The organism is Streptomyces sp. NPDC107471 (genome assembly GCF_055582845.1).
This window is the reverse complement of the sequence record NZ_JBVJPC010000002.1, coordinates 183,562-207,223: the sequence shown is the minus strand read 5'-3', so window position 1 is coordinate 207,223 and position 23,662 is coordinate 183,562. Positions and strand designations below refer to the sequence as shown.

Sequence of the window (23,662 nt, the reverse complement as noted above, 5' to 3'; positions counted from 1 at the left end):
GCACACGAGCGCGCGGGGCGTCGCGTCCACCGGCCCATTCCACGAGGCCCGGACGTCGGAACACCCGGGCCGGTGCGGCACGGGCGTACTGTCGGCAGGTCCTCGGACTGACGCTCATGTGCGCTTATGCACGCATGAGTACACCGTTGCGGGACAGTTCCGGATTCACACCGGATTCCCCTGCGGCGACAGCGAGCATGAGCATACATCTTGTGCCGGGTGGTGGAAGCAGGCCCATATGTTGTGTCGCGCTGACTTCAGAGCGTCAACTTGTAGGTGAGGAGCGTGAAGTCGGGGGACTCCGGGACCGGGTGCCAGTCTCGTTCCGGGACGCGGGTGAAGCCCAGACGCTCGTAGATGCGGTGGGCCGCCCGCATGGTGGGCTGGGTGCACAGGACGAGGTCCGCGCCGGAGGCCGCCGCGCGGTCGACGCAGGCCTGCACGAGGGCCTGCCCGACGCCCTTGCCGCGGGCCTCGTGGGACACCGCGAGCATGCGGATCTCCGCCTCGCCGGGGCCGGCGAGTTCGGCCAGCGGGCCGCCGGCGGGGACGTAGGTGACTCCGCCGAGGATGCGGTCGCCGGCTGCGGCCACGAGGACCTGCGCGGTTCTCGCCCGCTCGGCCACGTCCTTGAGTTCGGTGAGGTACCAGTCGTCCTCGCCGCCGAAGGCGAGGAGGCCGTCGTCCAGGTAGGCCCTTGCGGTGATCTCGCCGAGGCGTTCGTAGTCGGCGGGTTCCGCGGGGCGGATCAGTATGTTCATGGCGGTGAGTGTGCACGAAGGGAGCGGGCCGCCGAGGGTCTTGCTCTCGGAGGCCCGCTGCCGGTTGTGTGTGGTTGCTCGCGCAGTTCCCCGCGCCCCTGGGTGGGTCAGTGCGAGGTTCCTGAAGTGGCCGGCGGAAGCTCCACCTCGACCCCCGGGTCGCCCGCGTCCGCCGTGTAGTCCTCCGGGCTGGTCTCGTCCACGCCGTCGGGGGCCTTGGCCGCCTTCAGGACGAAGGTCAGGACCACCGTGACCAGGACGTTGAGCACGAACGCCGTCAGACCGATGTAGCCGATCTCGCCGATGCCCGGGATCTCCTTCGCCGAGCCGCCGAAGTGCTTCTGGGTCGGGGAGGCGACGCCGTACGCGGCGACCGTGCCGTAGACCATGCCGACGGCCCAGCCGGCGAGCAGGGCCCAGCGGTGGAACCAGCGGGTGAACAGACCGCCGACCAGGGCTGGGAAGGTCTGGAGGATCCAGATGCCGCCCAGGAGCTGGAAGTTGATGGCGACCGTCTTGTCCATCGTCAGGACGAAGACCAGGGCACCCACCTTCACCAGCAGGGACACCAGCTTGGAGACCTTCGTCTCCTGGGCCGGGGTCGCGTCCGGCTTGATGAAGTCCTTGTAGATGTTGCGGGTGAACAGGTTCGCGGCCGCGATCGACATGATGGCCGCCGGGACGAGGGCTCCGATGCCGATCGCCGCGAAGGCCACGCCCGCGAACCAGTCCGGGAACATGTCCTCGAAGAGCTGCGGGATCGCCAACTGCGGGTTGGTGACCTTGACCCCGGCCGCGATCGCCATGAAGCCGAGCAGCGCGAGCAGGCCCAGCATCAGCGAGTACAGCGGCAGGATCGTGGTGTTGCGGCGGATCACCTCACGGCTGCGGGAGGAGAGCGTCGCGGTGATCGAGTGCGGGTACATGAACAGCGCGAGCGCGGAGCCCAGCGCCAGCGTGGCGTAGGTCCACTGACCGGCCTCCAGCGGGACCAGCCCGCCCGCCTTGGCCGCGGTGTACTTGTCGCTCGCCGCGCCGAAGACGTCGTCGAAGCCGCCCAGCTTGATCGGGATGTAGATGATCGCCACCGCGATGACGATGTAGATCAGCGTGTCCTTCACGAACGCGATCAGCGCGGGGGCCCGCAGACCGGAGGAGTACGTGTAGGCCGCGAGGACACCGAAGGCGATCAGCAGCGGGAGGTCCTTCACGAACCAGTTGGTGTTCTCGCCGCCGCCGACGCCCATGACGTCCAGGACGGCCTGGATGCCGACCAGTTGGAGCGCGATGTACGGCATGGTGGCGAGGATGCCGGTGACGGCCACCGCCAGCGACAGGCCCTTCGAGCCGAAGCGGCCGCGCACGAAGTCCGAGGTGGTCACGTATCCGTGCTTGTGGGAGACCGACCACAGGCGGGGCAGGAACGTGAAGATCAGCGGGTACACGAGGATGGTGTACGGCACCGCGAAGAAGCCGGCCGCGCCCGCCGCGTAGATCGCCGCGGGGACCGCGACGAAGGTGTACGCCGTGTAGAGGTCGCCGCCGAGCAGGAACCAGGTGATCCAGGTGCCGAAGGACCGGCCGCCCAGGCCCCATTCGTCCAGCGAGTGCTCGTTCTCCGCCTTGCGCCAGCGCGCGGCCAGGAAGCCCATGACCGTGACGGCCAGGAAGAACAGGATGAAGACGGTGAGAGCCACACCGTTGACGCCGTCGTTCACTTGGTGCCTCCCCGACGGGCGCGCTGGTCACGCTGCCAGAGCTGGTACGCGATCATCGTCAGCGCGGTGGAGATCAGCACCCACAGCATCTGGTACCAGTAGAAGAACGGGATACCGATGAACGTGGGGTCGACCTTGGCGTACGAGCCGACCCACAGCATCGCCACGAACGGGGCGAGCAGGCAGAGGGCGATCACGACCCGTACCGGTGTCACCACCGGGGGTCTCACTTCAGGTGCATCCGACATGTCGCGATTCCTACCCCTCACTGATCAGCGTTGATCACCTGTAACGCGCAGGCAATCTAGGCGCTGGTGTCGCGAGAGCGGAAGACCTCGTCCGCATATCGGTATGTCGATTCTGTGAAGTGCCGCTCCAACCGCCGATCAGCAGGACGGGGCGGTCCTCCCGTCCGGACGGATTCGGGAGGACCGTAGAGCAGGAAGCGCGGTTGCGCCACCAGGTGCGCGTCAGTCGACGGGCCTCTTGAGGCGGGCCACGCTGCATTGTCCCGGGGGGCGACCCTCGGACGCCCAGCCGACCCCGCTCGCACCCCCGGGTGCCTTACTCCATCGGCCTCTTGAGGCGGGCCACGCTGCATTGTCCCGGGGGGCGACCCCCGGACCCCCAGCCGACCCCGTTCGCACCCCCGGGTGCCTTACTCCATCGGCCTCTTGAGGCGGGCCACGCTGCATTGTCCCGGGGGGCGACCCCCGGACCCCCAGCCGACCCCGCTCGCACCCCCGGGTGCCTTACTCCATCGGCCTCTTGAGGCGCGCCACGAACTTGTACCGGTCGCCCCGATAGACCGACCGCACCCACTCCACCGGCTCGCCCTTCTTGTCGAACGAGTGGCGGGACAGCATCAGCATCGGCAGGCCCACGTCGGTGCCGAGCAGACCGGCCTCGCGCGGGGTGGCCAGGGAGGTCTCGATGGTCTCCTCGGCCTCGGCGAGATGGACGTCGTAGACCTCGGCCAGGGCCGTGTAGAGGGACGTGTACTTGACGAGAGACCTGCGCAGGGCCGGGAAGCGCTTGGCGGAGAGGTGGGTCGTCTCGATGGCCATCGGCTCGGCGTTGGCCATGCGCAGGCGCTCGATGCGCAGCACGCGGCCGCCGGCGGTGATGTCGAGGAGCTCGGCGAGGCGGTCGTCGGCGGTGATGTAGCCGAGGTCGAGGAGCTGCGAGGTGGGTTCGAGACCCTGGGCGCGCATGTCCTCCGTGTAGGAGGTCAGTTGCAGCGCCTGCGAGACCTTGGGCTTCGCGACGAAGGTGCCCTTGCCCTGGATGCGCTCCAGGCGACCCTCGACGACCAGTTCCTGGAGGGCCTGGCGCACGGTGGTGCGGGAGGTGTCGAACTCGGCGGCGAGGGTGCGCTCGGGCGGTACCGGGGTGCCGGGCGACTGCGTCTCCGTCATGTCGAGCAGGTGCTTCTTCAGGCGGTAGTACTTGGGCACGCGCGCGGTACGGACGCCTGCCCCGCCCTCGGTCTCCGCACTGCTGACGTCGCTGCTCATGGTCTGCCTTCCCGGCTCCGGATGCGGGTCACATCGTGATCCCTTCTATATACCGTCGCCACCTCTTTTGGTCTAGTCCACAGAGGTGAGTGGTCTAGCGGACGAGAGTACTCCGGTGCCGCTGTTTTCGCTGGCTTCTTTAGTAATGGTTCCTGCATATGTAGCTCGTATAACGGCTGGTCAGGGCCGTTTCGAGCACCCTTGACAGGCTTCCTGGTCTGGTCCAAGCTCCCCCTACTGGTCTACACCATTGGTCCAGGTCCCGGCCTGTGGGCGGGGGGGTGTGGGCATCCCTGAGGAGGGTGGCGTGAAGCGCAAGCTTGCAGCCGCGATCGGTATCGCGGGCATGGTGGTCTCCGTCGCGGCGTGCGGTGGCAGCGACAGCGGAAGTTCGGACAAGAGCGGCGCGGACGCCAAGGAGCTGACCGTCTGGCTCACCGTCGACGCCCAGAACAACTGGCCCGAGCTGGTGAAGGCCGCGGACGCCGCGGTGCAGAAGAAGCACCCCGGAATCAAGATCAACCACGAGTACTACGGCTGGCCGGACAAGAACGCCAAGCTCGACGCGGTTCTCGCCACCGACAAGGCCCCCGACGTGGTCGAGATGGGCAACACCGAGATGCTCGGCTACATGGTCAAGGGCGCCTTCGCGCCCCTGGACACGGCCAAGTTCACCAACTCCTCGGCCTGGCTCGACGGCCTCAAGGCCTCGGTGACCTACGACGGCAAGGTGTACGGCGTCCCCTACTACGCGGGCGGCCGGGTCGGCAACTGGCGCAAGGACGTCTTCGCCTCGGTCGGCGTCAAGTCCACCCCGAAGACCTACGCGGAGCTCACCGCCGCCCTGGACAAGGTCCAGAAGAAGGAGGGCGACAAGTTCTCCGCCTGGTACCAGCCCACCCGTGACTGGTACGCGGCCATGTCCTTCGTCTACGACGCCGGCGGCTCCATCGCGGTCGAGTCGGGCGGCCAGTGGAAGGCCAACCTCTCCTCGCCGGAGTCCGTCAAGGGCCTCACCGAGTTCAAGAACGTCGTCGACAAGTACATGCACGGCGACAAGACCAAGGACGAGTCCGACCGTTACATCGTCTACGGCCAGGGCAAGTCGGGCATGATCTTCGGCGCGGCCTGGGAGGGGGCGACCTCGGCCGACCCGAAGAACGACAAGACCGGCAAGCTCAAGGACAACCTCGAGAACTTCGTGGTGCCGGGTCCGTCCGGCAAGAACATGCCCGTCTTCCTGGGCGGTTCGGACCTCGCCGTCCCGGTGAAGTCCAAGGCGCAGGCCGTCGCCGCCGAGTGGATCAACGCCTTCACCGGTCCCTCCGGCCAGAAGGGCCTGATGGCCAAGGGCAACCTGCCCAACAACAAGACCGACCTCGCCACCCTGAAGAACGACCCGGCGACCGTCGTCCCGGCCACCGCGGCCGAGTCCAACTGGTTCGTGCCGATGGCGCCCGGCTGGGGCCAGGTCGAGAAGGCGCAGGTCCTGCAGACCATGCTCCAGAGCATCGGTACCGGCAAGAAGTCGGTCGAGGCCGCCGCGAAGGACGCGGACACCGCGATCGACAAGGTCATCAACACCAAGTGACCGCAGGCAGGGCCCCGTTGAGACCGGCGGGGCCCTGCTTCCCGTACGGCCGTGCGGGCTTCGCTTTCGTACGGCCGTGCGGGCTTCGCTTCGTACGACCAGAGGGACCGCTGAGGAGCGCGCCATGAGTGCCGCAGACACCACCACCCCCACCGAGGTGCCGCCGCCGATGTCGGTACCACCGCCGTCCAGGCAGGCCCCACCCGGCAGAAAGCGGGCCTTCAACACCACGCCCTGGCTGCTGCTCGCGCCCTGTCTGCTGATCCTGGTGCTGGTCCTCGGCTATCCGCTGGTCCGCCTGGTCGGGCTGTCCTTCCAGAAGTTCGGGCAGTCCCAGCTCTGGGGCTTCCAGCCCGCCGAGTGGGTCGGCTTCGACAACTTCACCGGCGTGCTGGGCGACAGCGAGTTCTGGGCGGTCGTCGTACGGACCGTCGTCTTCGCGGCCGGCTGCGTCATCTTCACGATGGTCGCCGGCATGCTGATCGCCCTGCTGCTCCAGCGGGTCTCCGGCTGGGTGAAGACCCTCGTCAACATCGCCCTGGTGGCGAGCTGGGGCATGCCGATCATCGTCGCCACCACGGTCTTCAAGTGGCTGTTCGACGCGGACTACGGCATCCTCAACGCCCTGCTCAGCAGGTTGCCCGGGGTCGAGATGATCGGCCACAACTGGTTCGCGAGCGGCCCCGAGGGCCTGGCCGTGATCATGCTGCTCGTGGTGTGGGGCGCGGTGCCCTTCGTCGTCATCACCCTCAGCGCCGGACTCACCCAGGTCCCGGCGGAACTGGAGGAGGCGGCCCGGCTGGACGGCGCGAGCGCCTGGGGCGTCTTCCGCTACGTCACCGTGCCCATCCTCAAACCGATCATCGTGATGCTCACGACCCTCTCGGTGATCTGGGACATGGGCGTCTTCCCGCAGGTGTTCGTGATGCGCAACGGCCACCCCGAGCAGGAGTTCCAGCTCCTGACCACCTACTCCTACGACCGCGCCTTCGTGGTCAACGACTACGCGCAGGGCTCGGCGATCGCCCTCATCACCGTGCTGCTGCTGCTCGGGGTCGTCGCCGTCTACATGCGGCAGATGCTGAAGATCGGAGAGGTCGAATGAGCGCACTCGCCCCGGCCGGCGGCCGTCGCCGCGGCAAGTCCAAGGCCGGCTGGAACCTCCTCGGCCTGCTCGTCTTCCTGACGGCCGGCTTCCCGGTCTACTGGATGCTCAACACCGCGTTCAAGCCGGCCAAGGACGCGATCGACCCCGACCCGAGCCTGCTGCCGACGGGGCTGACGCTGGACAACTTCAGCCGCGCGCTGGACATCGCCGACTTCTGGGGCCCGGTCGGCCGCAGCCTGGTCGTCTCCCTGGCGGTCGTGGCCATCGGCATCCTCGTCGGCACGCTCGGCGCCCTCGCCATCTCCCGCTTCTCCTTCCGCGGCCGGAAGATCGTGATCGTGGGCATCCTGGCGGTCCAGATGGTCCCGCTCGTCGCGATGATCATCCCGGTCTTCCTGCTGCTGAACGACCTCGACCAGTACGACAAGCTGTCGGGCCTGATCATCACCTACCTGACCTTCATCCTCCCCTTCACGGTGTGGACGCTGCGCGGTTTCATCGTCAACATCCCCAAGGAGCTGGAGGAGGCGGCGATGGTCGACGGCTGTTCCCCCACCGGCGCCTTCATGCGGGTGGTCTTCCCGCTGCTGGCCCCCGGCATGGTCGCCACCTCGGTCTACGGCTTCATCCAGGCCTGGAACGAGTACCTGTACGCCCTCATGCTGCTCAGCCAGAAGAACCAGACCGCGACCGTCTGGCTCGGCAACTTCACCACCAAACACGGCACCGAATACGCCCCGATGATGGCCGGTTCCACCATGATGGCCGTGCCGATCGTGGTCCTCTTCCTCCTCGTCCAGCGCAAGATGGCCGCGGGTCTCACCGCGGGCGCCGTGAAGGGATAACGCCCCCCGATGACGACATTCGCCAGCGGCACCGACACCTTGACGCGGGACGCCCTCACCGTCCTCCAGCCCGGCTTCACCGGCACCACCGCCCCCGACTGGCTGCTGCGCCGCCTCGGCGAGGGCCTCGCCTCGGTCGGCCTGTTCGGCCGCAACATCGCCTCGCCGGAACAACTGGCCGCCCTGACGGCCCAGTTGCGCGCCGAACGCGACGACGTCCTGGTCGCCATAGACGAGGAGGGCGGTGACGTGACCCGCCTGGAGGTGCGCACCGGCTCCTCCTTCCCCGGCAACCACGCCCTCGGCGCGGTGGACGACCTGGAACTGACGAGGCAGGTGGCCGCGGAGCTCGGCCGCCGTCTCGCGGCCTGCGGGGTCAACCTCAACTGGGCCCCGTCGGCCGACGTGAACTCCAACCCGTCCAACCCGGTGATCGGCGTCCGCTCCTTCGGCGCCTCCGCCGACCTGGCCGCCCGGCACACCGCGGCCTACGTCACCGGGCTCCAGTCGGCGGGCGTCGCCGCCTGCACCAAGCACTTCCCGGGCCACGGCGACACCGCGATCGACTCCCACCACGCCCTGCCGCGCATCGACGTGGACGAGTCGGTCCTCCTGGAACGCGAACTGCGGCCCTTCCGCGCCGCCATCGCCGCCGGCACCCGCGCGGTGATGACCGCCCACATCCTGGTCCCCGCCCTGGACCAGGACCGACCGGCGACGCTGTCCCCCAAGGTGCTGACCGGCCTGCTCCGCCGCGAGCTCGGCTACACCGGCCTCATCGTCACCGACGGCATGGAGATGCAGGCCATCGCCGGCACCTACGGCATCGAACGCGGCAGCGTCCTGGCCGTCGCCGCCGGGGCCGACGCGATCTGCGTGGGCGGCGGCCTCGCCGACGACGAGACGGTACGGCGGCTGCGGGACGCCCTGGTCTCGGCGGTCCGCTCGGGCGAACTCCCCGAGGAGCGGCTCGCGGAGGCGGCGGAACGCGTGCGCACGCTGGCCCACTGGACGGCGGCCGGCGCGGCCGACGCCCACCTGACGGCCGACGAGGAGGTGGGACTGCGCGCCGCCCGCAGGGCACTGCGCATCACCGGCGACGGCTTCACGCCCCTCACCGCGGCGCCCTATGTCGCCGCCTTCACCCCGGTGGCCAACGTGGCCGTCGGTGACGAGACGCCCTGGGGTGTCACGGCCGAACTGGCCCGCCTGCTGCCCGGCACGGAGACGGGCAGCTTCGCCGGCGAGGACGCCGGGCTCGCCACCTTGGCCGCGGCCGGCCCCCGCCGCATCGTGGTCGTGGTCCGCGACGAGCACCGCCACCCGTGGATGGGGGCCGCCCTGGACACCGTCCTGCGCACCCGCCCCGACACGATCGTGGTCGAGATGGGTCTGCCTCAGGCCCCCGCCCGAGGAGCCCTGCACATCGCGACCCACGGCGCGGCCAGGGTCTGCGGCCGGGCGGCGGCGGAAGTCATCGCGGGGGAGTAGGGACTACGACACGAAGGGCGCCGTTCCCCTGCGGGGGAGCGGCGCCCTGGGTGTTTTCAGGGGCGCGGGGAACTGCGCGACCGGCCACGACGAACCCGCACTCCGCGGACGGCGGAACCCGGCAGACGAAGCCGCCCTCAGATCCCCTGCCAGTCGGGCTTGTTGACGAAGGTGTGCCGGAAGTAGTCGGCGAGCTTCAGCTTGGAGGCCGCCCCCTCGTCCACCACCACCGTCGCGTGCGGGTGCAATTGCAGCGCCGAAGCGGGACACACCGCGGCGACCGGTCCCTCCACCGTCGCCGCCACCGCGTCCGCCTTCCCCTCACCCGTGGCCAGCAGTACCAGGTGCCGGGCCTCGAGGATCGTCCCGATCCCCTGAGTGATCACGTGGTGCGGCACCTGGGAGATGTCCCCCTCGAAGAAGCGCGCGTTGTCCACCCGGGTCTGCTCGGTCAGCGTCTTGATCCGGGTCCGCGAGGCCAGCGAGGAGCACGGTTCGTTGAACCCGATGTGCCCGTCCGTCCCGATCCCGAGCAACTGCAGGTCCACGCCGCCGGCGTCGGCCAGCGCCGCGTCGTACGCCTCGCACGCCCCGGTGATGTCCTCAGCCGTCCCGTCCGGCCCCATGAACGACGTCATCGGGATCCCCAGCGGCTCCAGCACCTCGCGCCGCAGCACCGACCGGTACGACTCCGGATGCTCGGCCGGCAGCCCCACGTACTCGTCGAGCTGGGCTATCCGCGCCCGCGAGGCGTCCACGGCACCGGAGCGCACCTTCGCCGTCAGGGCCTCGTAGATGGGCAGCGGGGTGGAGCCGGTCGCCACACCGAGCAGGGCGTCGGGCTTGCGCCGGAGGAGCTGGGCCATGGCCTCGGCGATGAGCTCGCCACCCGCCTTGGCGTCCGGAACGATGACAACTTCCACGCTGGGCCTGCCGATCTGAGGAAACGGTCTGATCTGTAGAAACGGTCTGAACGGAGAGGGCTCGACCGGACCCGGTACGGCCCATGTGGTTTAGACCAATCTAACAGAATGGGGCTCTTCGGCCCAGGGAGCGGTACGGACATGTCGAACCCCCTCCCCATTGCCTAGCGGACGCTACAGAAAGAACGTACAACAGTCCGCCCCTCTTTCTCTAGCACTCGCTATACAATTCACTCCATGGTGAGCAGTCGCAAGACGAAAGCGCAGGTCACATCCGCTTCGTCGGCGTCCAGGCCACGCGGCCGCCCCCGTTCCTTCGACCGCGAGACCGCGCTGGAGAAGGCGATCCTGGCCTTCTGGGAGCACGGGTACGAGGCCACGTCCGTCTCCGACCTCACACGTGTGATGGACATCGGCGCCCCGAGCCTGTACGCGGCCTTCGGCGACAAGCGCACCCTCTTCGAGGAGGCCGTGAGCGTCTACGACGCCCGCTACGCCGCCTTCACCGACCGCGCCCTGACCGAGGAGCCCACCGCCCGGGCCGCCGTAGAACGGGCCCTGAGGGAAGCCGCCCGCACCTACACGGACCCCGACCGCCCGCACGGCTGTCTCATCGCCCACGCGGCCACCAACTGCACCACCCCCGAGGTCGCGCAGTCCCTGCGGAACCGGCGCAACGCCCTGATCGCCGCCTTCGAGAGCCGGATCAGGGCCGGCATAGCCGCAGGTGAGCTGCCCTCCGGTACCGACGCCCGCGCACTCGCCCGGCACAGCGGCGCGATCGTGCACGGCATGTCCCAGCAGGCGCGCGACGGCGCGAGCCGCGAGGAGTTGGAGGCCATCGCGGAAATTGCCATGGCTGTCTGGCCGCGCACATGAACCCACACGCGTTAGGCTGCGTGGAGGTTGTTAGGGCGTCCGAGTAAGTGACTCCCGCAAGGGAAAGCTCCAACAACAAACAGGCTCCAACGCATGGACACACCTAGTGGTCTAGTCCACAATTGAACGCGTGACTTCCGTCTTCCCCGCACAGGAAGGCGGACCGAGGAACCGGAGCTCTCTGCCCTGACTGCCCCGGGTCCTCATCCTCGGCCGACCGGGACCGCACACCCCACGGCCGATATTGCTCCGGGCTGCGGTGCCGGGAAGGTTGAGGGTCCTTCCCAGGCGCCGCGGCCCGCGGGTGTCCCAGGACCGGTGTTTTCAGGTCACGCGCATACCGCGGGTACGCTCGCAGACGTGCCCTCCATGAACGAACTGGTCCGCCAGCACACCGCACTCGACGACTCCGACCTCGAGTGGCTGCACCTGCTGGTCTCGGAGTGGCAGTTGCTCTCCGACCTCTCCTTCGCCGACCTCGTCCTGTGGGTCCCCACCCGCGACGGCACCCGCTATGTCTCCGTCGCCCAGATGCGGCCCAACACCGGCCCCACCTCCTACCAGGACGACATGGTCGGCCACCTCGTCCCGCGCGGCCGCCGCCCGCTGCTGGACGCGGCGCTCGACGAGGGCCGGATCGTGCGCGAGGGCGACCCGGAGTGGCGCGAAGAGGTCCCGGTCCGCGTCGAGTCGATCCCGGTACGACGGGAGGGGCGCGTCCTCGGCGTCATCGCGCGCAACACCAACCTGCTGACCGTGCGCACCCCGAGCCGACTCGAACTGACCTATCTGCAGAGCGCGTCGGACCTGGCCCAGATGATCGCGGCCGGCTCCTTCCCGTTCCCCAACCAGCAGATGGACATGGACGCCGCCCCGCGCGTCGGCGACGGCCTGATCCGCCTCGACGCGGACGGCCTCGTGCAGTACGCCTCCCCGAACGCCCTGTCCGCCTACCACCGCATGGGCCTCGCCTCCGACCTCGTCGGCCAGCACCTGGGCCGGACCACCGCCGAACTCGCCCCGACCCGCGGCCCGGTGGACGAGGCGCTCGCCAAGGTCGCCAGCGGCTGGGCCCCCCGTGAGTTCGAGATCGAGGCGCACGACGGGGTCATCCAGTTCCGGGCGATCCCGCTCAAGCCCAAGGGCACCCGCATCGGTTCACTGGTCCTGCTGCGGGACGTGACCGAACTGCGCCGCCGTGAGCGCGAGTTGATCACCAAGGACGCGACCATCCGGGAGATCCACCACCGGGTGAAGAACAACCTCCAGACGGTGGCGGCCCTGCTCAGGCTCCAGGCCCGGCGCATCGAGTCCGACCGCGGCCGCGAGGCCCTCGAGGAGGCGGTCCGCCGCGTCGGCTCGATCGCGATCGTGCACGAGACGCTGTCTCAGAACCTGGACGAGCGCGTGGAGTTCGACGAGATCGCCGACCGGGTGCTCGCCATGGTCGCCGAGATCTCCCCGGGCAAGGTCACCGGCCGGCGCAGCGGTCGCTTCGGCATCCTGGACGCCGAGGTCGCCACCCCGCTGTCCATGGTCCTCACCGAAATCCTCCAGAACGCCCTGGAGCACGGCTTCCGCGAGGGCGAGACCGGCACGGTCGAGGTCACGGCCGTGCGCGGTGGCACCACCAAGGAGGCCCGCCTCCTCGTCACCGTCCAGGACGACGGCGTCGGTCTGCCCGAGGGCTTCGACCCGCACACCGCGGGCAACCTGGGCCTGCAGATCGTACGGACGCTGGTGGAGGGCGAGTTGGGCGGTACGTTCGACATGGTCCCGGCGCCGGAGGGCGGCACCCGCGTGATCCTCGACGTGCCGGTGCAGGCGCAGAAGTAAGGCTGTACGCGGTCCGGGGCGCAGCAAAAAGCCCCGGACCGTTCAGGGGTCCGGGGCTCAAATGCTCGTTGCCAGCGTGTGCTGCGCATCGGGGGTACTGCGCGCTGCGGCTCGGGGGCGGGAGAAGCGTACGCGGTGTACGCGCCGCCAAGCTCAGGCTGTGCGGGGCGGGTGTGTCAGGCGGAGGCCTGACGGGCCCGGTTGCGGGCGGCACGGCGCTTCATCGCGCGACGCTCGTCCTCGCTGAGACCACCCCAGACGCCGGAGTCCTGACCGGACTCGAGCGCCCACTGCAGACACTGATCCATAACGGGGCAGCGACGGCAGACGGCCTTGGCTTCCTCGATCTGCAGCAGCGCAGGACCGGTGTTGCCGATGGGGAAGAAGAGCTCGGGGTCTTCCTCGCGGCAAACGGCGTTGTGACGCCAGTCCATGGCTGCTACCTCTCCTTGGTATTACGTGCAAGTTGCTTGTGAATGTGAACGCTTTCACGAATCCCTCAACAAGTGAAGGGCCGTCCACCGAGTCTTCCTCGGCGTGGTCCTGTGGATTGAAGAGGGGTTCCGGTGGTCTGTGGACGCCGGTGTTGCGGGCTGTCCCGACCGCCACGTAGAGACTCGCAAACCTCAGCGGCGGATACAACCCCTTCTGGAAAGTTTTTTTTGATTCCTCGGTGTCGACTAGGTCACAGCCGTACTTCCATGGGGTGGACCCTGGCCTAAACGTTCGAGTGAAAGGACTTTAGCCCCTTCTGCTCACACAATCACACGCAGTGCACGGCGTACGCCTGTGAACGTCACGCTCGTACGCAGTCCGAGGTGGTCGCCGTCCATCTGGAGGGGTAGAGGCACCTTCGAATGCAAGGTGAACTGGTCCAGGTCGTGCAGCGACACCGCGTGCTTGCCATGGGGGCCGCGTTCGGGGGACGAAGTGAGCAACTGGGTGCCATATCGGGCGATCGCGGTCGTCGTCATACGGCTGAGACCGAGTACGTCGAGCCCTTTATCGAACGAGGCCTTAGGCGACGCGTACATCGGGTGATTGCCCAGGAAGGTCCACGGAGAGGTGTTCGAGACTATGGAAAGGACCAGATCGGTCACCGGCTCCGCATCCGGACGTTCCACGGTGATCGTCCCGTGCCGGCGGTGCGCCTCGCCGAAGAACTGGCGCAATGCCTGACGGACGTAGAGAGCGTGTGTCGATTTCCTGCCGCGCTCGCGCTGCTGTTCCACCCGGCCGACCACACCGGCGTCGAAGCCGAGTCCCGCGTTGAAGGTGAACCAGCGTCCCGGCACGGCTTCGTCCTCGGTGCCCGGCGTGCCCGAGGTCAGCCCCAGGCCGACGGTGCGTTCGCTGCCCTCGCGCAGTGCGTCCAGGAGGGCGCCGGTGGCCTCGACGGCGTCGTTGGGCAGGCCGAGGGCGCGGGCGAAGACATTGGTGGAGCCGCCGGGGACCACGGCGAGGCCGGGCAGGTGCCCGGGATCGGGGCCGGCGTGCAGGAGGCCGTTGACGACCTCGTTGACCGTGCCGTCGCCGCCCAGGGCCACGACCAGGTCGATGTCCTCGCTCTCCGCCGCCTGCCGGCCCAGGTCGCGCGCGTGGCCGCGGTACTCGGTGGTGACCGCTTCCAGTTTCATCTCGCTGGCGAGCGCGTGGATCAGGACATCGCGCGTACGTGCGCTTGTGGTGGTTGCCGCCGGATTGACCACGAGAAGTGCACGCATGGGTTGCAGCGTACCTACTGGGTGGTACCGGGCACAGGTCGAGGTAGGGATCACGTAAGACTTCGGTGCGTGAACCTTGCCACGGGGGCGTGGGGCAACCCGCACGCGACGGTGTGCGTTGCCCCTGCCTCACGCCGGGGGCCGGGGAGGCGAGGGCTACCCTTCAGGGGTGAGCAGCGAGCAGACCCCCACCGCCCCGGAGACCGCAGGTCCGCGCCCGCGGCGCCTGACCTACGCCGCCGCCCTGGCCGCCCTGGAGGGGCTCGCGCTCGTCGCGGGCGGTGTCTGGATGCTCGTGGAGGGCCTGGCCGGCGACCCGGACGACCGGCAGTCCGCCGTCACCGGGGGCATCACGCTGATCGTCCTCGCCCTGCTGCCGCTCCTCGCCGCGCGCGGGCTGCTCGCCCGGCGCAGTTGGAGCCGGGGCCCGGCGGTCATCACGCAGATCATGGCCCTGCCCGTCGCCTACAACCTCCTCCAGACCGACAGCGTGGCGATCCCGGCGGGCATCGCCCTCGCGGTCGTCGCGGTGGCCGCGCTGGTCCTGCTGATCAACCCGGCGACGACCCAGGCGCTCGGCATCAGGGGCCCGGGGCGGACGCAGGACGGCAAGCAGTAGCCGTACGCCGAAGACGCGGTCGCGGTCGCGAGATGACGGCCGAGGTGGCCTGTCGCTGTGGTGGCTTGTCACTGTCGTGCGGACGTCGGGGCCGAGGCCGCGGGTGGCGGACCGGGCGACGACGTGGGCCCGGGTCCGGCGGTGCGCCGGACGCCCGGACCTCGCTGAGGGAGGGGCCGGTCGGCCTACTCCTCCACCAGCAGCTTCTCCCGGAGCTGGGCCAGGGTGCGGGCCAGCAGGCGGGAGACGTGCATCTGGGAGATGCCGACCTCCTGCGCGATCTGCGACTGGGTCATGTTGCCGAAGAAGCGGAGGAGAAGGATTCGCTTCTCGCGCGGGGGCAGGTCCTCAAGGAGCGGCTTGAGCGACTCCCGGTACTCCACGCCCTCCAGCGCCTCGTCCTCCGCGCCGAGGGTGTCCGCGACCGCAGGGGACTCGTCGTCCGTGTCGGGGACGTCCAGGGACAGCGTGGAGTACGCGTTGGCGGACTCCAGGCCCTCCAGGACCTCCTCCTCCGAGATGCCCAGCTTCTCGGCCAGTTCATGAACCGTGGGGGAGCGGCCGTGCAACTGGGAGAGCTCCGCGGTCGCCGTGGTGAGCGCCAGACGCAGCTCCTGGAGCCTGCGCGGGACGCGGACCGCCCAGCCCTTGTCACGGAAGTGCCGCTTGATCTCGCCCACGACCGTGGGGGTCGCGTAGGTCGAGAACTCCACCCCGCGGTCCGGGTCGAAGCGGTCGACCGACTTGATCAGACCGATGGTGGCGACCTGGGTGAGGTCATCCAGCGGCTCGCCGCGGTTGCGGAAGCGGCGCGCGAGGTGCTCGACGAGCGGCAGGTGCATCCGGACCAACTGGTTCCGCAGCTCCGCGTACTCCGGGCTGCCGTCCTTCAGCGCGCGCAGCTCGACGAACAGGGCCCGTGCCCCGCTGCGGTCCTGTGGGTCGTGCCGCGGGACCGGCGTGTTGTTCGCGCCCGCCGCGCCGTCCTCTGCGTTTCGCTCGTGCTCGCTCATCGTCCCGCCCGTCGCCCTTCCACGAGCCCTCGCCTCCGTCGGCACCGGGATGATCCCGGTCGGCCCTGCCGGAGGCGCACCCTGCACGGCACCTTTCCGATCACGCTGCCCGTCGTCCAGGAGGCCGGTCGCCGTCGTGCCGACGACGTCCTGCTCCGGATGCGGCCGGGCCTGCTCGGGGATGCCGTCGATGCCGTCCGCCGTACGACGCGGACCGCCGGGGCCGTCGTCACCCAGGCTGTCGGCGCCGCTCGGGCAGGGAGGGCGGTGTCCGCCCTCGGCCGGCAGCTCCCGTGTGCCGCGCTCTTCGTCCCGCACCGGCCCGTCCCCGTTCCTCACGCCGGCCCGGGTCCCGCGCCGCGCTGTTTGTAGAGGCTGATCGAAACGGTCATGTCCTCGTCCACGGCCGAGGAGACCTTGCCCGCGAGGGCCGAGAGGACGGTCCAGGCGAAGGTGTCCCGGGACGGTGCGTGACCGTCCGTGGTCGGGGCCGAGACGGTGACCTCCAGCGAGTCGTCGACGAGTCGGAACACACAGCTCAGCACCGAGCCGGGCACGGCCTGCTGGAGCAGGATCGCGCAGGCCTCGTCCACCGCGATGCGCAGGTCCTCGATCTCGTCGAGGGTGAAGTCCAAACGGGCTGCGAGGCCGGCCGTGGCCGTCCGCAGCACCGACAGGTAGGCACCCGCGGCCGGCAGCCGGACTTCCACGAAGTCCTGGGTCGCGGGCTCGCCTGCGATCTGGGACACCCTCACCTCCAAGGTGGTACAAGCTTTACGGGGGCCGAGGGTCGCCCCCCGGAGTAACGCGACGTGTGGTTCAGCGGTGACGCTACCGCGCTCTCTACTTTCCTGTCCCCGGGACCCCAACCCCTGCCGTTACTCACAGTAAAACTGTGGACACGCTCCGTGTCTAGGGGTTTGCGGCTCCAATTGGGAAGAACGCGCGCCGGGTTGACGTACCCAGACGTCAGACGGTCGAACCGTCCTGGAACCCGGGCGTCCAGGGTCACACAAGGACGTGGTCCGCGAAGCACCAACGCCAGTTCTCGCCCGGTTCGTGGGTCCGCATGACGGGGTGGTCGGAGTCCTTGTGGTGCTTCGTCGCGTGTTGTCCCGGCGAGGAGTCGCAGCAGCCGACATGACCGCAGGACAGGCACAGGCGCAGTTGAACCGGGTGGGTACCGTCCCTCAGGCACTCCGGGCACGTCTCGCTGAGCGGCTCGGGCTCCGGGTGCGGCAGCGCGTCGGCGTGCGTGCACTGTTTCATGATTGCCAGGTTACGACGGCCGCGCGGGCGGCCGCGCGGAAAAAGAGGGCGGGCGCACGACGATGAACGAGGGCGGGCGAGAGTCATGGACGTGATGCCACTGCTGTTGCTGGTGGCGGGCAGCGCGGCGGTCGCCGCGGCCGCCCGGCGGACCCCCGTACCGGCGCCGCTGCTGCTGGTCGCGGCCGGACTGCTGGTCTCGTACGTGCCCGGGGTCCCCGGGTACACGCTCGATCCGGACGTGGTCCTGCCCCTCATCCTGCCGCCGCTGCTGCACTCCGCGGCCACCGACAGCTCCTATCTCGACCTCAGGGCGCAGATGCGGCCCGTGGCCCTGCTGTCGGTGGGATACGTGCTCTTCGCGACCTTCGTCGTCGGCTGGGCGGCGTACCAGATCGTGCCGGGGCTCTCGCTGACCGGGGCGCTCGTGCTGGGCGCGGTGGTGGCGCCGCCGGACGCGGTCGCGGCGACGGCGGTGGCACGCCGCGTGGGACTGCCCTCGCGGATCACCACCATCCTCCAGGGCGAGTCCCTGGTGAACGACGCGACCGCGATCACCGCCTACCGGGTCGCGCTCGCGGCCGCGATCGGCGAGGGCGCCACCTGGGCCGGCGGCATCGGCGAGTTCCTGCTCGCGGCGGTCGGCGGCGTCGCGGTCGGCCTGGTGCTGATGGTCCCGATCCACTGGCTGCGCACGCACCTGAAGGAACCGCTGCTCCAGAACACGCTCTCCCTGCTGATCCCGTTCGTCGCCTACGCCGCGGCCGAGCAGTTCCACGCCTCCGGAGTGCTCGCGGTCGTCGTGGTGGCCCTCTTCCTCGGACACCGCGCGTGGGAGGTCGACTTCGCGACCCGGCTCCAGGAGGACGCCGTCTGGAAGATGGTCGCCTTCGTCCTGGAGTCGTCGGTGTTCGCCCTCATCGGACTGCAACTGCCCGTCGTGCTGAAGGGCCTCGGGGAGTACGAGGGCGGCCGCGCCGCCTGGTACGCGGTCGCCGTCTTCCTCGTGGTCGTCATGTCGAGATTCGTGTGGGTCTACCCCGCGACCTTCCTGCCGCGCATCCTGTCCGCGCGGATCCGCGCGCGTGAGGACGACCCCACGTGGAAGGCGCCGTTCGTCATCGCCTGGGCCGGGATGCGGGGCGTGGTCTCGCTGGCGATCGCCTTCTCGATCCCGGAGCGCCTGCACGACGGCGAGCCCTTCGAGGGCCGCAACCTGATCCTGTTCCTCACCTTCACGACGGTGATCGGCACGCTCGTCGTGCAGGGCGTCACCCTGCCCCCGCTGATCCGCCTGCTCAAGCTCCCCGGACGCGACCAGCAGGCCGAGACCCTCGCCGAGGCCAACGCCCAGGCGCAGGCTTCGCGGGCCGCCGAACGGCGCCTGGACGAACTCCTCTCCGACGAGCGCAACGCACTTCCGCCGCCCCTCGCCGACCGCCTGCGTATGGTCCTGGACCGCCGCCGCAACGCCGTCTGGGAACGCCTCGGCCAGTCCAACCCGCTCACCGGCGAGACCGTTGACGACACCTACCGCCGGCTGTCGAGGGAGATGATCGGCGCCGAGCGCTCGGTGTTCGTGAAGCTGCGGGACCTGCGCTACATCGACGACGAGATGCTGCGGATCCTGCTGCGCAGGCTGGACCTGGAGGAGGCGGCGGCCTATCGGGAGGCGGCCGAGTAGGGCCGGACGGACAGGCCGGGTGGAGCTCAGGGAAACGGGCGGCCGGTGATCACCGCCGCCACCGACGTCCCGCGCGGGAAGGCACCCTCCTCGGCGAGAGCGGCGATCCCGTACAGCAACTTGGCGACATACAGACGCTCCACCGGGACGCCGTGGCGGTGCTCGAAGTCCTCGGCGAAGGTGTCGAGAGCGGGGGACGTACGCGCGTAGCCGCCGAAGTGGAAGCGGTCGTCGAGCGTCCAGTCGCCGCGTCGCGCGCCGAAGGCACGGCGTTGCAGGGACTCCGTGTCGGCGCCGAGGAAGCCGCCCTTGAGGACCGGGACGCCCAGACAGCGCTGGTCCGGGGCCAGTCCGGCCGCCAGGCCCGCGAGGGTGCCGCCGGTGCCGCAGGCGATCGCGACGACGTCGGCCCGCCCCGCCAGCTCCTCGCCGAGCGCGCGGCACCCCTGTACGGCGAGCGGGTTGCTGCCGCCCTCCGGGACGACGTACGCCTCCTCGGCGCCCGCCGAGCGCAGCACGCGCGCGAGGACGTCCGGTTCGGTCTTGCGGCGGTACGTCGACCGGTCGGCGAAGTGCAGCCGCATGCCGTCGGCCGCGCACCTGGCCAGGGAGGGGTTCAGCGGGCGGTCGGCCAGTTCCTCGCCGCGGACGACGCCGACCGTGGGCAGGCCCAGGAGGCGACCCGCGGCGGCCGTGGCACGCAGGTGGTTGGAGTACGCGCCGCCGAAGGTGACGACCGTACGGCCGGCGGCCGCGGCGAGGTTCGGCGCGAGCTTGCGCCACTTGTTGCCGACGAGTTCGGGGTGGATCAGGTCGTCGCGCTTGAGGAGGAGACGCAGGCCGCGCCGGGCGAAGCGGGGGTCCGACACTTCCTGCAGGGGCGAGGGCAGGCGGGGGCGCAGGGTGTCGAGGCCGGTCACGCCCCCATTGTGACCTGCGGGGTCACTGCAGGCGCTGCCGGATCCGGCCCCGCAGCCAGGACATCGTGAAGCCCCGCGGGTCCACCTTGCCCGGCTGCCACTCCAGGTGGCCGATGACCGAGCGTTCCGTCCAGCCGTGGTGGCGGCACACCGCGGCGGAGACCCGCTCGATCGCCGTGAGCTGGGCCGCCGGCCAGGGGTCCGCGCCGTCGCCGAGGTTCTCGCACTCGAAGCCGTAGAAGTGGCGGTTGCCGTCGGTGTTGGCCTCGTTGTCGGCGGGGAGCGCCGTCTCCGCGATCACCGCGCGCAGGACGTCGTCGTCGCCGAGCCCCGCGTGGTTCGCGCGGCCGTAGCCGACGAGGTGGACGGTGCCGTCCTTGGTGATGACGCCGTGGCACAGCGGGCCCGGCAGGCCGGTGTAGCCCTTGCGGCACAGCTCGACCGTCGCCGCGCTGCCCCTGGTCACCGTGTGGTGGATCATCACGCCGTGCACCGGACCCCAGGCGCCGACGTGATTGCGGTTGTGGTGCTCCCAGTCGCCGACCTCGACGACGGTGGCGCCCTCCGCCCGCAGCACGGCCAGGAATCTGCCCGCGGACATGGGTGAGGCCATGGCTGCCTCCTTCGCACTCGCGGGCCGGCCACCGGGCGCGGTCGGCCCTCACAGGTGCTTGTACCGAAAGCGGCGGCCTCCGACTCCTCGTTCGCACAGCGTGCGAGCTGATTCGGACACCCAAATTCCGTTCGCGGACCTGGAATTGACCCGCCGTCAGCGGATAGGAAACGCGCATATGCCCAGCCCCGTGGTGATCCATTCCCCCTCTTTCGGGTAATAGCACCGCCACGCTCCGTGAGGAAGGCTTGCTCCTGCACATCGATGCCCGGGCGAGATCGCGTCCGGGCATGTACCGGGAGGGCAATTCCTTATGTCGGTAGGCGAAGAGGTCCGCACCGAGCAGGACCGGCCGCAGCAGAGCCTCGGCACAGCGGCCGCGCGGAACCTGGCCACCACCACCAAGTCCGCACCACAGATGCAGGAGATCAGCTCCCGCTGGCTGCTGCGCATGCTGCCCTGGGTGAACGTCCAGGGCGGTACGTACCGGGTGAACCGACGCCTGAGCTACGCCGTGGGCGACGGCCGGGTGACCTTCGTGAAGACCGGGGACCAGGTCGAGGTGATCCCCGCCGAGCTGCGCGAGCTGCCGGCGCTCAGGTCCTACGAGGAAGACGAGGTGCTCTCCGAGCTCGCCCAGCGCTGCCAGCAGCGGGAGTTCGCCCCTGGTGCGGTGATCGCCTCGTTCGGCGCCCAGGCCGACGAGGTGTACCTGCTGGCGCACGGCAGGGTGGAGAAGGTCGGCACCGGCCCCTACGGCGACGACGCGGTGCTCGGAGTTCTCGCCGACGGTGCCTACTTCGGCGACCAGGCGCTCCTCGACCCGGACGCCATCTGGGAGTACACCGCCCGCGCGGCCACCGCCTGCACGGTCCTCGTGCTGCCCCGCCAGGACGTCGACCAGGTGGCGGAGCGTGCCGAGGCCCTGCGCGAGCACCTCCGGGAGCAGCGCGCGATCCCCTCGCAGCGCACCAACAAGTACGGCGAGAAGGCGATCGACCTCGCGGCGGGCCACGAGGGCGAACCCGACATCCCGCACACCTTCGTCGACTACGACGCCCGGCCCCGCGAGTACGAACTGAGCATCGCCCAGACCGTGCTGCGCATCCACACGCGGGTGGCGGACCTCTACAACCAGCCGATGAACCAGACGGAACAGCAGATCCGGCTGACCGTCGAGGCCCTCAAGGAGCGCCAGGAGCACGAACTCGTCAACAACCGTGAGTTCGGCCTGCTGAACAACTGCGAGTACGACCAGCGGCTCCAGCCGCACGACGGCGTGCCCAGCCCCGACGACCTCGACGAACTGCTCAGCCGCCGCCGGGGCACCAAGCTGCTGCTCGCCCACCCGCGGGCGATCTCCGCGATCGGCCGTGAGCTGAACAAGCGGGGACTGGTCCCCGAGACCATCGACGTGGGCGGCAACCGCATCCCCACCTGGCGCGGAGTGCCGATCTACCCGTGCAACAAGATCCCGGTCACCCCGGAGCGCACCACCTCGATCATCGCCATGCGTACCGGTGAGGCCGACCAGGGTGTCATCGGCCTTCAGCAGGCCGGTATCCCGGACGAGATCGAGCCGAGCCTGTCGGTGCGGTTCATGGGCATCAACGAACAGTCGATCATCAAGTACCTGGTGACGGCCTACTACTCGGCGGCCGTCCTGGTCCCGGACGCGCTCGGAGTCCTGGAGAACGTCGAGATCGGCCGGTGGAGGTGACGTTCCTGCACCGGGAAGCCGTGTCCCCGCCCGCCGGGGCGGGTACACCCCGGTCGGACACCGGGGTGGAGGCACCCCGGTCGGCCTTCGGAGTGGAGACACCCCGGAGGAGCGCGCCCGCCCAGCGGGAGGGCGCCACCGTCCGCGGACTGACCGAGGGGGGTTCCATGGCCGAGTTCACGACGGGCACACAGGCACTGGCGGCACCGGCGACGGAAGGAACGGAAGCGGGGCTACCGACCACCGGGGGGACGGGGAAGAGGGCCGCGGCGGGGGAGGGGGCCTCGTTCGGCGGACCCGAGTCGCGCCCGCCCGACGGGCACGAGGCCGCGGTGATCCTGGAGCGGGTCCGGGCGGCCGTCGACCCCGAGCTGCGGGCCGCGCTGGAGTCGTTGCCGCGCTCGCTGCGCCGGGTCGCGCTCTACCACTTCGGCTGGGAGGAGGCCGACGGCACCCCGGCCGCGGGCAACGCGGGCAAGGCGATCCGGCCCGCGCTCGTCCTCACCGCGGCCGCCGCCCTCGGCGGGGACCGGGCGCGTGCGGCGGCCGTCCGGGCGGCCGTGGCGGTGGAGTTGGTCCACAACTTCACGCTGCTGCACGACGACGTGATGGACCGCGACGCCACCCGCCGGCACCGCCCGACCGCATGGACCGTGTTCGGCGACGCCGACGCGATCCTGGCCGGGGACGCCCTCCAGGCGCTGGCGCTCCGGCTGCTGGCCGAGGACCCGCACCCCGCGGCGCGAGCGGCCGCCGCCCGGCTCGCGGCCTGTGTCGTCGAGCTGTGCGAGGGCCAGCACGAGGACACCGCCATGCAGGGGCTCGCTCCCGGCGAGGTCACCCTCGACCGGGTGCTCGTGATGGCCGAGGCCAAGACGGGGGCGCTGCTCGGGTGCGCCTGCGCGCTCGGCGCGTTGTACGCGGGCGCGTCCGCCGCGGACGTCGGCGCGATGGACGCGTTCGGCCGGGAGGCGGGGCTCGCCTTCCAGCTCATCGACGACGTGATCGGCATATGGGGCGACCCGAGCCGCACCGGCAAACCGGCCGGCGCGGACCTCGCGGCCCGCAAGAAGTCCCTGCCGGTGGTCGCCGCGCTCACCTCCGGCACCGCCGCGGCGGCGGAACTGGCCGCGCTGTACGCGGCCCCGTACGCCGAGGAGGACCTGGCGCGGACGGCCCACGCCGTCGAGGAGGCCGGCGGCCGCGACTGGGCGCAGGTGCAGGCGGCCGACCGGATGGCTCTGGCCGTGGGGCAGCTCGCCCGTGCGGTGCCCGAGCCCGAGGCGGCGGACGGGCTGCTCTCCCTGGCGGAGTTCGTGACGCGGCGCAGCGCCTGAGACCCCGGAGCGCCCGGCACCGTGCGGTCCTGACCCCACGCGGTGCCGGGGGCTCCGGCCGGCGGGTCCCGCACATCCCCACGGTGTGCGGGGC

22 protein-coding genes and 1 riboswitch are annotated in these 23,662 nt (G+C 70.1%); of the genes, 10 read left to right on the top strand and 12 right to left on the bottom strand.

The annotated features are described in order from the left end of the window. Positions 1-76 precede the first annotated feature (76 nt). Positions 77-205, bottom strand: a riboswitch (cobalamin riboswitch). 52 nt (positions 206-257) lie between these two features. From ACZ66S_RS05830 to ACZ66S_RS05815, 4 genes are all read right to left on the bottom strand, one after another. Then, positions 258-761: a GNAT family N-acetyltransferase gene (locus ACZ66S_RS05830; protein WP_469899941.1), complete on the bottom strand. Its 504-nt coding sequence runs from the start codon at positions 759-761 to the stop codon at positions 258-260. A 107-nt stretch (positions 762-868) separates the two neighbouring features. Further along, a complete protein-coding gene (mctP, locus tag ACZ66S_RS05825) occupies positions 869-2,479 on the bottom strand; it encodes a monocarboxylate uptake permease MctP (RefSeq protein WP_469899940.1) in 1,611 nt (536 codons plus the stop codon). After that, positions 2,476-2,727 carry a DUF3311 domain-containing protein gene (locus ACZ66S_RS05820; RefSeq protein WP_053847906.1) on the bottom strand — a complete coding sequence of 84 codons (252 nt, stop codon included), beginning with the start codon at positions 2,725-2,727 and terminating at the stop codon, positions 2,476-2,478. The genes mctP and ACZ66S_RS05820 overlap by 4 nt, the downstream gene beginning before the upstream one ends. Positions 2,728-3,231: 504 nt before the next feature. After that, a complete protein-coding gene (locus tag ACZ66S_RS05815) occupies positions 3,232-3,996 on the bottom strand; it encodes a GntR family transcriptional regulator (RefSeq protein WP_469899938.1) in 765 nt (254 codons plus the stop codon). Between the two features lie 307 nt (positions 3,997-4,303). On the opposite strand from ACZ66S_RS05815, the gene ACZ66S_RS05810 reads away from it, so the two are divergent. The 4 genes from ACZ66S_RS05810 to ACZ66S_RS05795 all read left to right on the top strand — a co-directional run bounded on the left by ACZ66S_RS05810 (position 4,304) and on the right by ACZ66S_RS05795 (position 9,031). Then, positions 4,304-5,587, top strand: coding sequence for an extracellular solute-binding protein (locus ACZ66S_RS05810; protein ID WP_469899937.1), 1,284 nt, complete (start codon positions 4,304-4,306; stop codon positions 5,585-5,587). Positions 5,588-5,711: 124 nt separating this feature from the next. Further along, complete coding sequence (locus ACZ66S_RS05805) at positions 5,712-6,692, top strand: carbohydrate ABC transporter permease (RefSeq protein WP_469899936.1); 981 nt, start codon at positions 5,712-5,714, stop codon at positions 6,690-6,692. Further along, entirely contained in the window at positions 6,689-7,540 is an 852-nt protein-coding gene (locus ACZ66S_RS05800; RefSeq protein WP_469899934.1) for a carbohydrate ABC transporter permease, read from the top strand. The genes ACZ66S_RS05805 and ACZ66S_RS05800 overlap by 4 nt, the downstream gene beginning before the upstream one ends. Positions 7,541-7,549: 9 nt before the next feature. After that, positions 7,550-9,031, top strand: coding sequence for a glycoside hydrolase family 3 protein (locus ACZ66S_RS05795; RefSeq protein WP_469899932.1), 1,482 nt, complete (start codon positions 7,550-7,552; stop codon positions 9,029-9,031). A 137-nt stretch (positions 9,032-9,168) separates the two neighbouring features. Here the strand turns inward: ACZ66S_RS05795 and nagB are convergent, their stop codons facing one another. Further along, on the bottom strand, positions 9,169-9,954 hold the full coding sequence (gene nagB / locus ACZ66S_RS05790) for a glucosamine-6-phosphate deaminase (RefSeq protein WP_469899931.1): 786 nt from the start codon (positions 9,952-9,954) through the stop codon (positions 9,169-9,171). 237 nt (positions 9,955-10,191) lie between these two features. On the opposite strand from nagB, the gene ACZ66S_RS05785 reads away from it, so the two are divergent. Both ACZ66S_RS05785 and ACZ66S_RS05780 read left to right on the top strand, forming a co-directional pair. After that, positions 10,192-10,833: a TetR/AcrR family transcriptional regulator gene (locus tag ACZ66S_RS05785; protein WP_469899930.1), complete on the top strand. Its 642-nt coding sequence runs from the start codon at positions 10,192-10,194 to the stop codon at positions 10,831-10,833. A gap of 369 nt (positions 10,834-11,202) precedes the next feature. Continuing rightward, positions 11,203-12,669 (top strand): sensor histidine kinase, encoded by a 1,467-nt coding sequence (locus ACZ66S_RS05780; RefSeq protein WP_469900860.1) that lies wholly within the window; start codon positions 11,203-11,205, stop codon positions 12,667-12,669. A 176-nt stretch (positions 12,670-12,845) separates the two neighbouring features. On the opposite strand, the gene ACZ66S_RS05775 is transcribed toward ACZ66S_RS05780, so the two are convergent. Together ACZ66S_RS05775 and ACZ66S_RS05770 are read right to left on the bottom strand one after the other, a co-directional pair. Beyond that, positions 12,846-13,103: a WhiB family transcriptional regulator gene (locus tag ACZ66S_RS05775; protein ID WP_006142322.1), complete on the bottom strand. Its 258-nt coding sequence runs from the start codon at positions 13,101-13,103 to the stop codon at positions 12,846-12,848. 321 nt (positions 13,104-13,424) lie between these two features. Beyond that, on the bottom strand, positions 13,425-14,393 hold the full coding sequence (locus tag ACZ66S_RS05770) for a diacylglycerol/lipid kinase family protein (protein WP_469900859.1): 969 nt from the start codon (positions 14,391-14,393) through the stop codon (positions 13,425-13,427). Positions 14,394-14,562: 169 nt separating this feature from the next. On the opposite strand from ACZ66S_RS05770, the gene ACZ66S_RS05765 reads away from it, so the two are divergent. Next, positions 14,563-15,012: a hypothetical protein gene (locus tag ACZ66S_RS05765; RefSeq protein ID WP_469899928.1), complete on the top strand. Its 450-nt coding sequence runs from the start codon at positions 14,563-14,565 to the stop codon at positions 15,010-15,012. Positions 15,013-15,197: 185 nt separating this feature from the next. Here the strand turns inward: ACZ66S_RS05765 and ACZ66S_RS05760 are convergent, their stop codons facing one another. From ACZ66S_RS05760 to ACZ66S_RS05750, 3 genes are all read right to left on the bottom strand, one after another. Beyond that, positions 15,198-16,343 carry an RNA polymerase sigma factor SigF gene (locus ACZ66S_RS05760; RefSeq protein WP_469899926.1) on the bottom strand — a complete coding sequence of 382 codons (1,146 nt, stop codon included), beginning with the start codon at positions 16,341-16,343 and terminating at the stop codon, positions 15,198-15,200. Positions 16,344-16,360: 17 nt separating this feature from the next. Beyond that, on the bottom strand, positions 16,361-16,774 hold the full coding sequence (locus ACZ66S_RS05755) for an ATP-binding protein (protein WP_469899924.1): 414 nt from the start codon (positions 16,772-16,774) through the stop codon (positions 16,361-16,363). A 259-nt stretch (positions 16,775-17,033) separates the two neighbouring features. Further along, positions 17,034-17,294 (bottom strand): UBP-type zinc finger domain-containing protein, encoded by a 261-nt coding sequence (locus ACZ66S_RS05750; RefSeq protein WP_469899922.1) that lies wholly within the window; start codon positions 17,292-17,294, stop codon positions 17,034-17,036. A gap of 85 nt (positions 17,295-17,379) precedes the next feature. Between ACZ66S_RS05750 and ACZ66S_RS05745 the strand changes: the two genes are divergently transcribed. Continuing rightward, positions 17,380-18,978 (top strand): Na+/H+ antiporter, encoded by a 1,599-nt coding sequence (locus ACZ66S_RS05745; protein WP_469899920.1) that lies wholly within the window; start codon positions 17,380-17,382, stop codon positions 18,976-18,978. A 26-nt stretch (positions 18,979-19,004) separates the two neighbouring features. Here the strand turns inward: ACZ66S_RS05745 and ACZ66S_RS05740 are convergent, their stop codons facing one another. Together ACZ66S_RS05740 and ACZ66S_RS05735 are read right to left on the bottom strand one after the other, a co-directional pair. Beyond that, the gene (locus tag ACZ66S_RS05740; protein ID WP_469899919.1) at positions 19,005-19,898 is read right to left on the bottom strand and encodes a 1-aminocyclopropane-1-carboxylate deaminase/D-cysteine desulfhydrase; all 894 of its coding nucleotides are present in this window, start codon (positions 19,896-19,898) and stop codon (positions 19,005-19,007) included. Positions 19,899-19,920: 22 nt separating this feature from the next. After that, the gene (locus ACZ66S_RS05735) at positions 19,921-20,511 is read right to left on the bottom strand and encodes an N-acetylmuramoyl-L-alanine amidase (protein ID WP_469899917.1); all 591 of its coding nucleotides are present in this window, start codon (positions 20,509-20,511) and stop codon (positions 19,921-19,923) included. A 313-nt stretch (positions 20,512-20,824) separates the two neighbouring features. On the opposite strand from ACZ66S_RS05735, the gene ACZ66S_RS05730 reads away from it, so the two are divergent. Both ACZ66S_RS05730 and ACZ66S_RS05725 read left to right on the top strand, forming a co-directional pair. Continuing rightward, positions 20,825-22,231, top strand: a complete 1,407-nt coding sequence (locus tag ACZ66S_RS05730) for a family 2B encapsulin nanocompartment shell protein (protein WP_469899916.1) — start codon at positions 20,825-20,827, stop codon at positions 22,229-22,231. A gap of 167 nt (positions 22,232-22,398) precedes the next feature. Then, positions 22,399-23,568: a family 2 encapsulin nanocompartment cargo protein polyprenyl transferase gene (locus ACZ66S_RS05725; protein WP_469899915.1), complete on the top strand. Its 1,170-nt coding sequence runs from the start codon at positions 22,399-22,401 to the stop codon at positions 23,566-23,568. Positions 23,569-23,662: the final 94 nt, after the last annotated feature.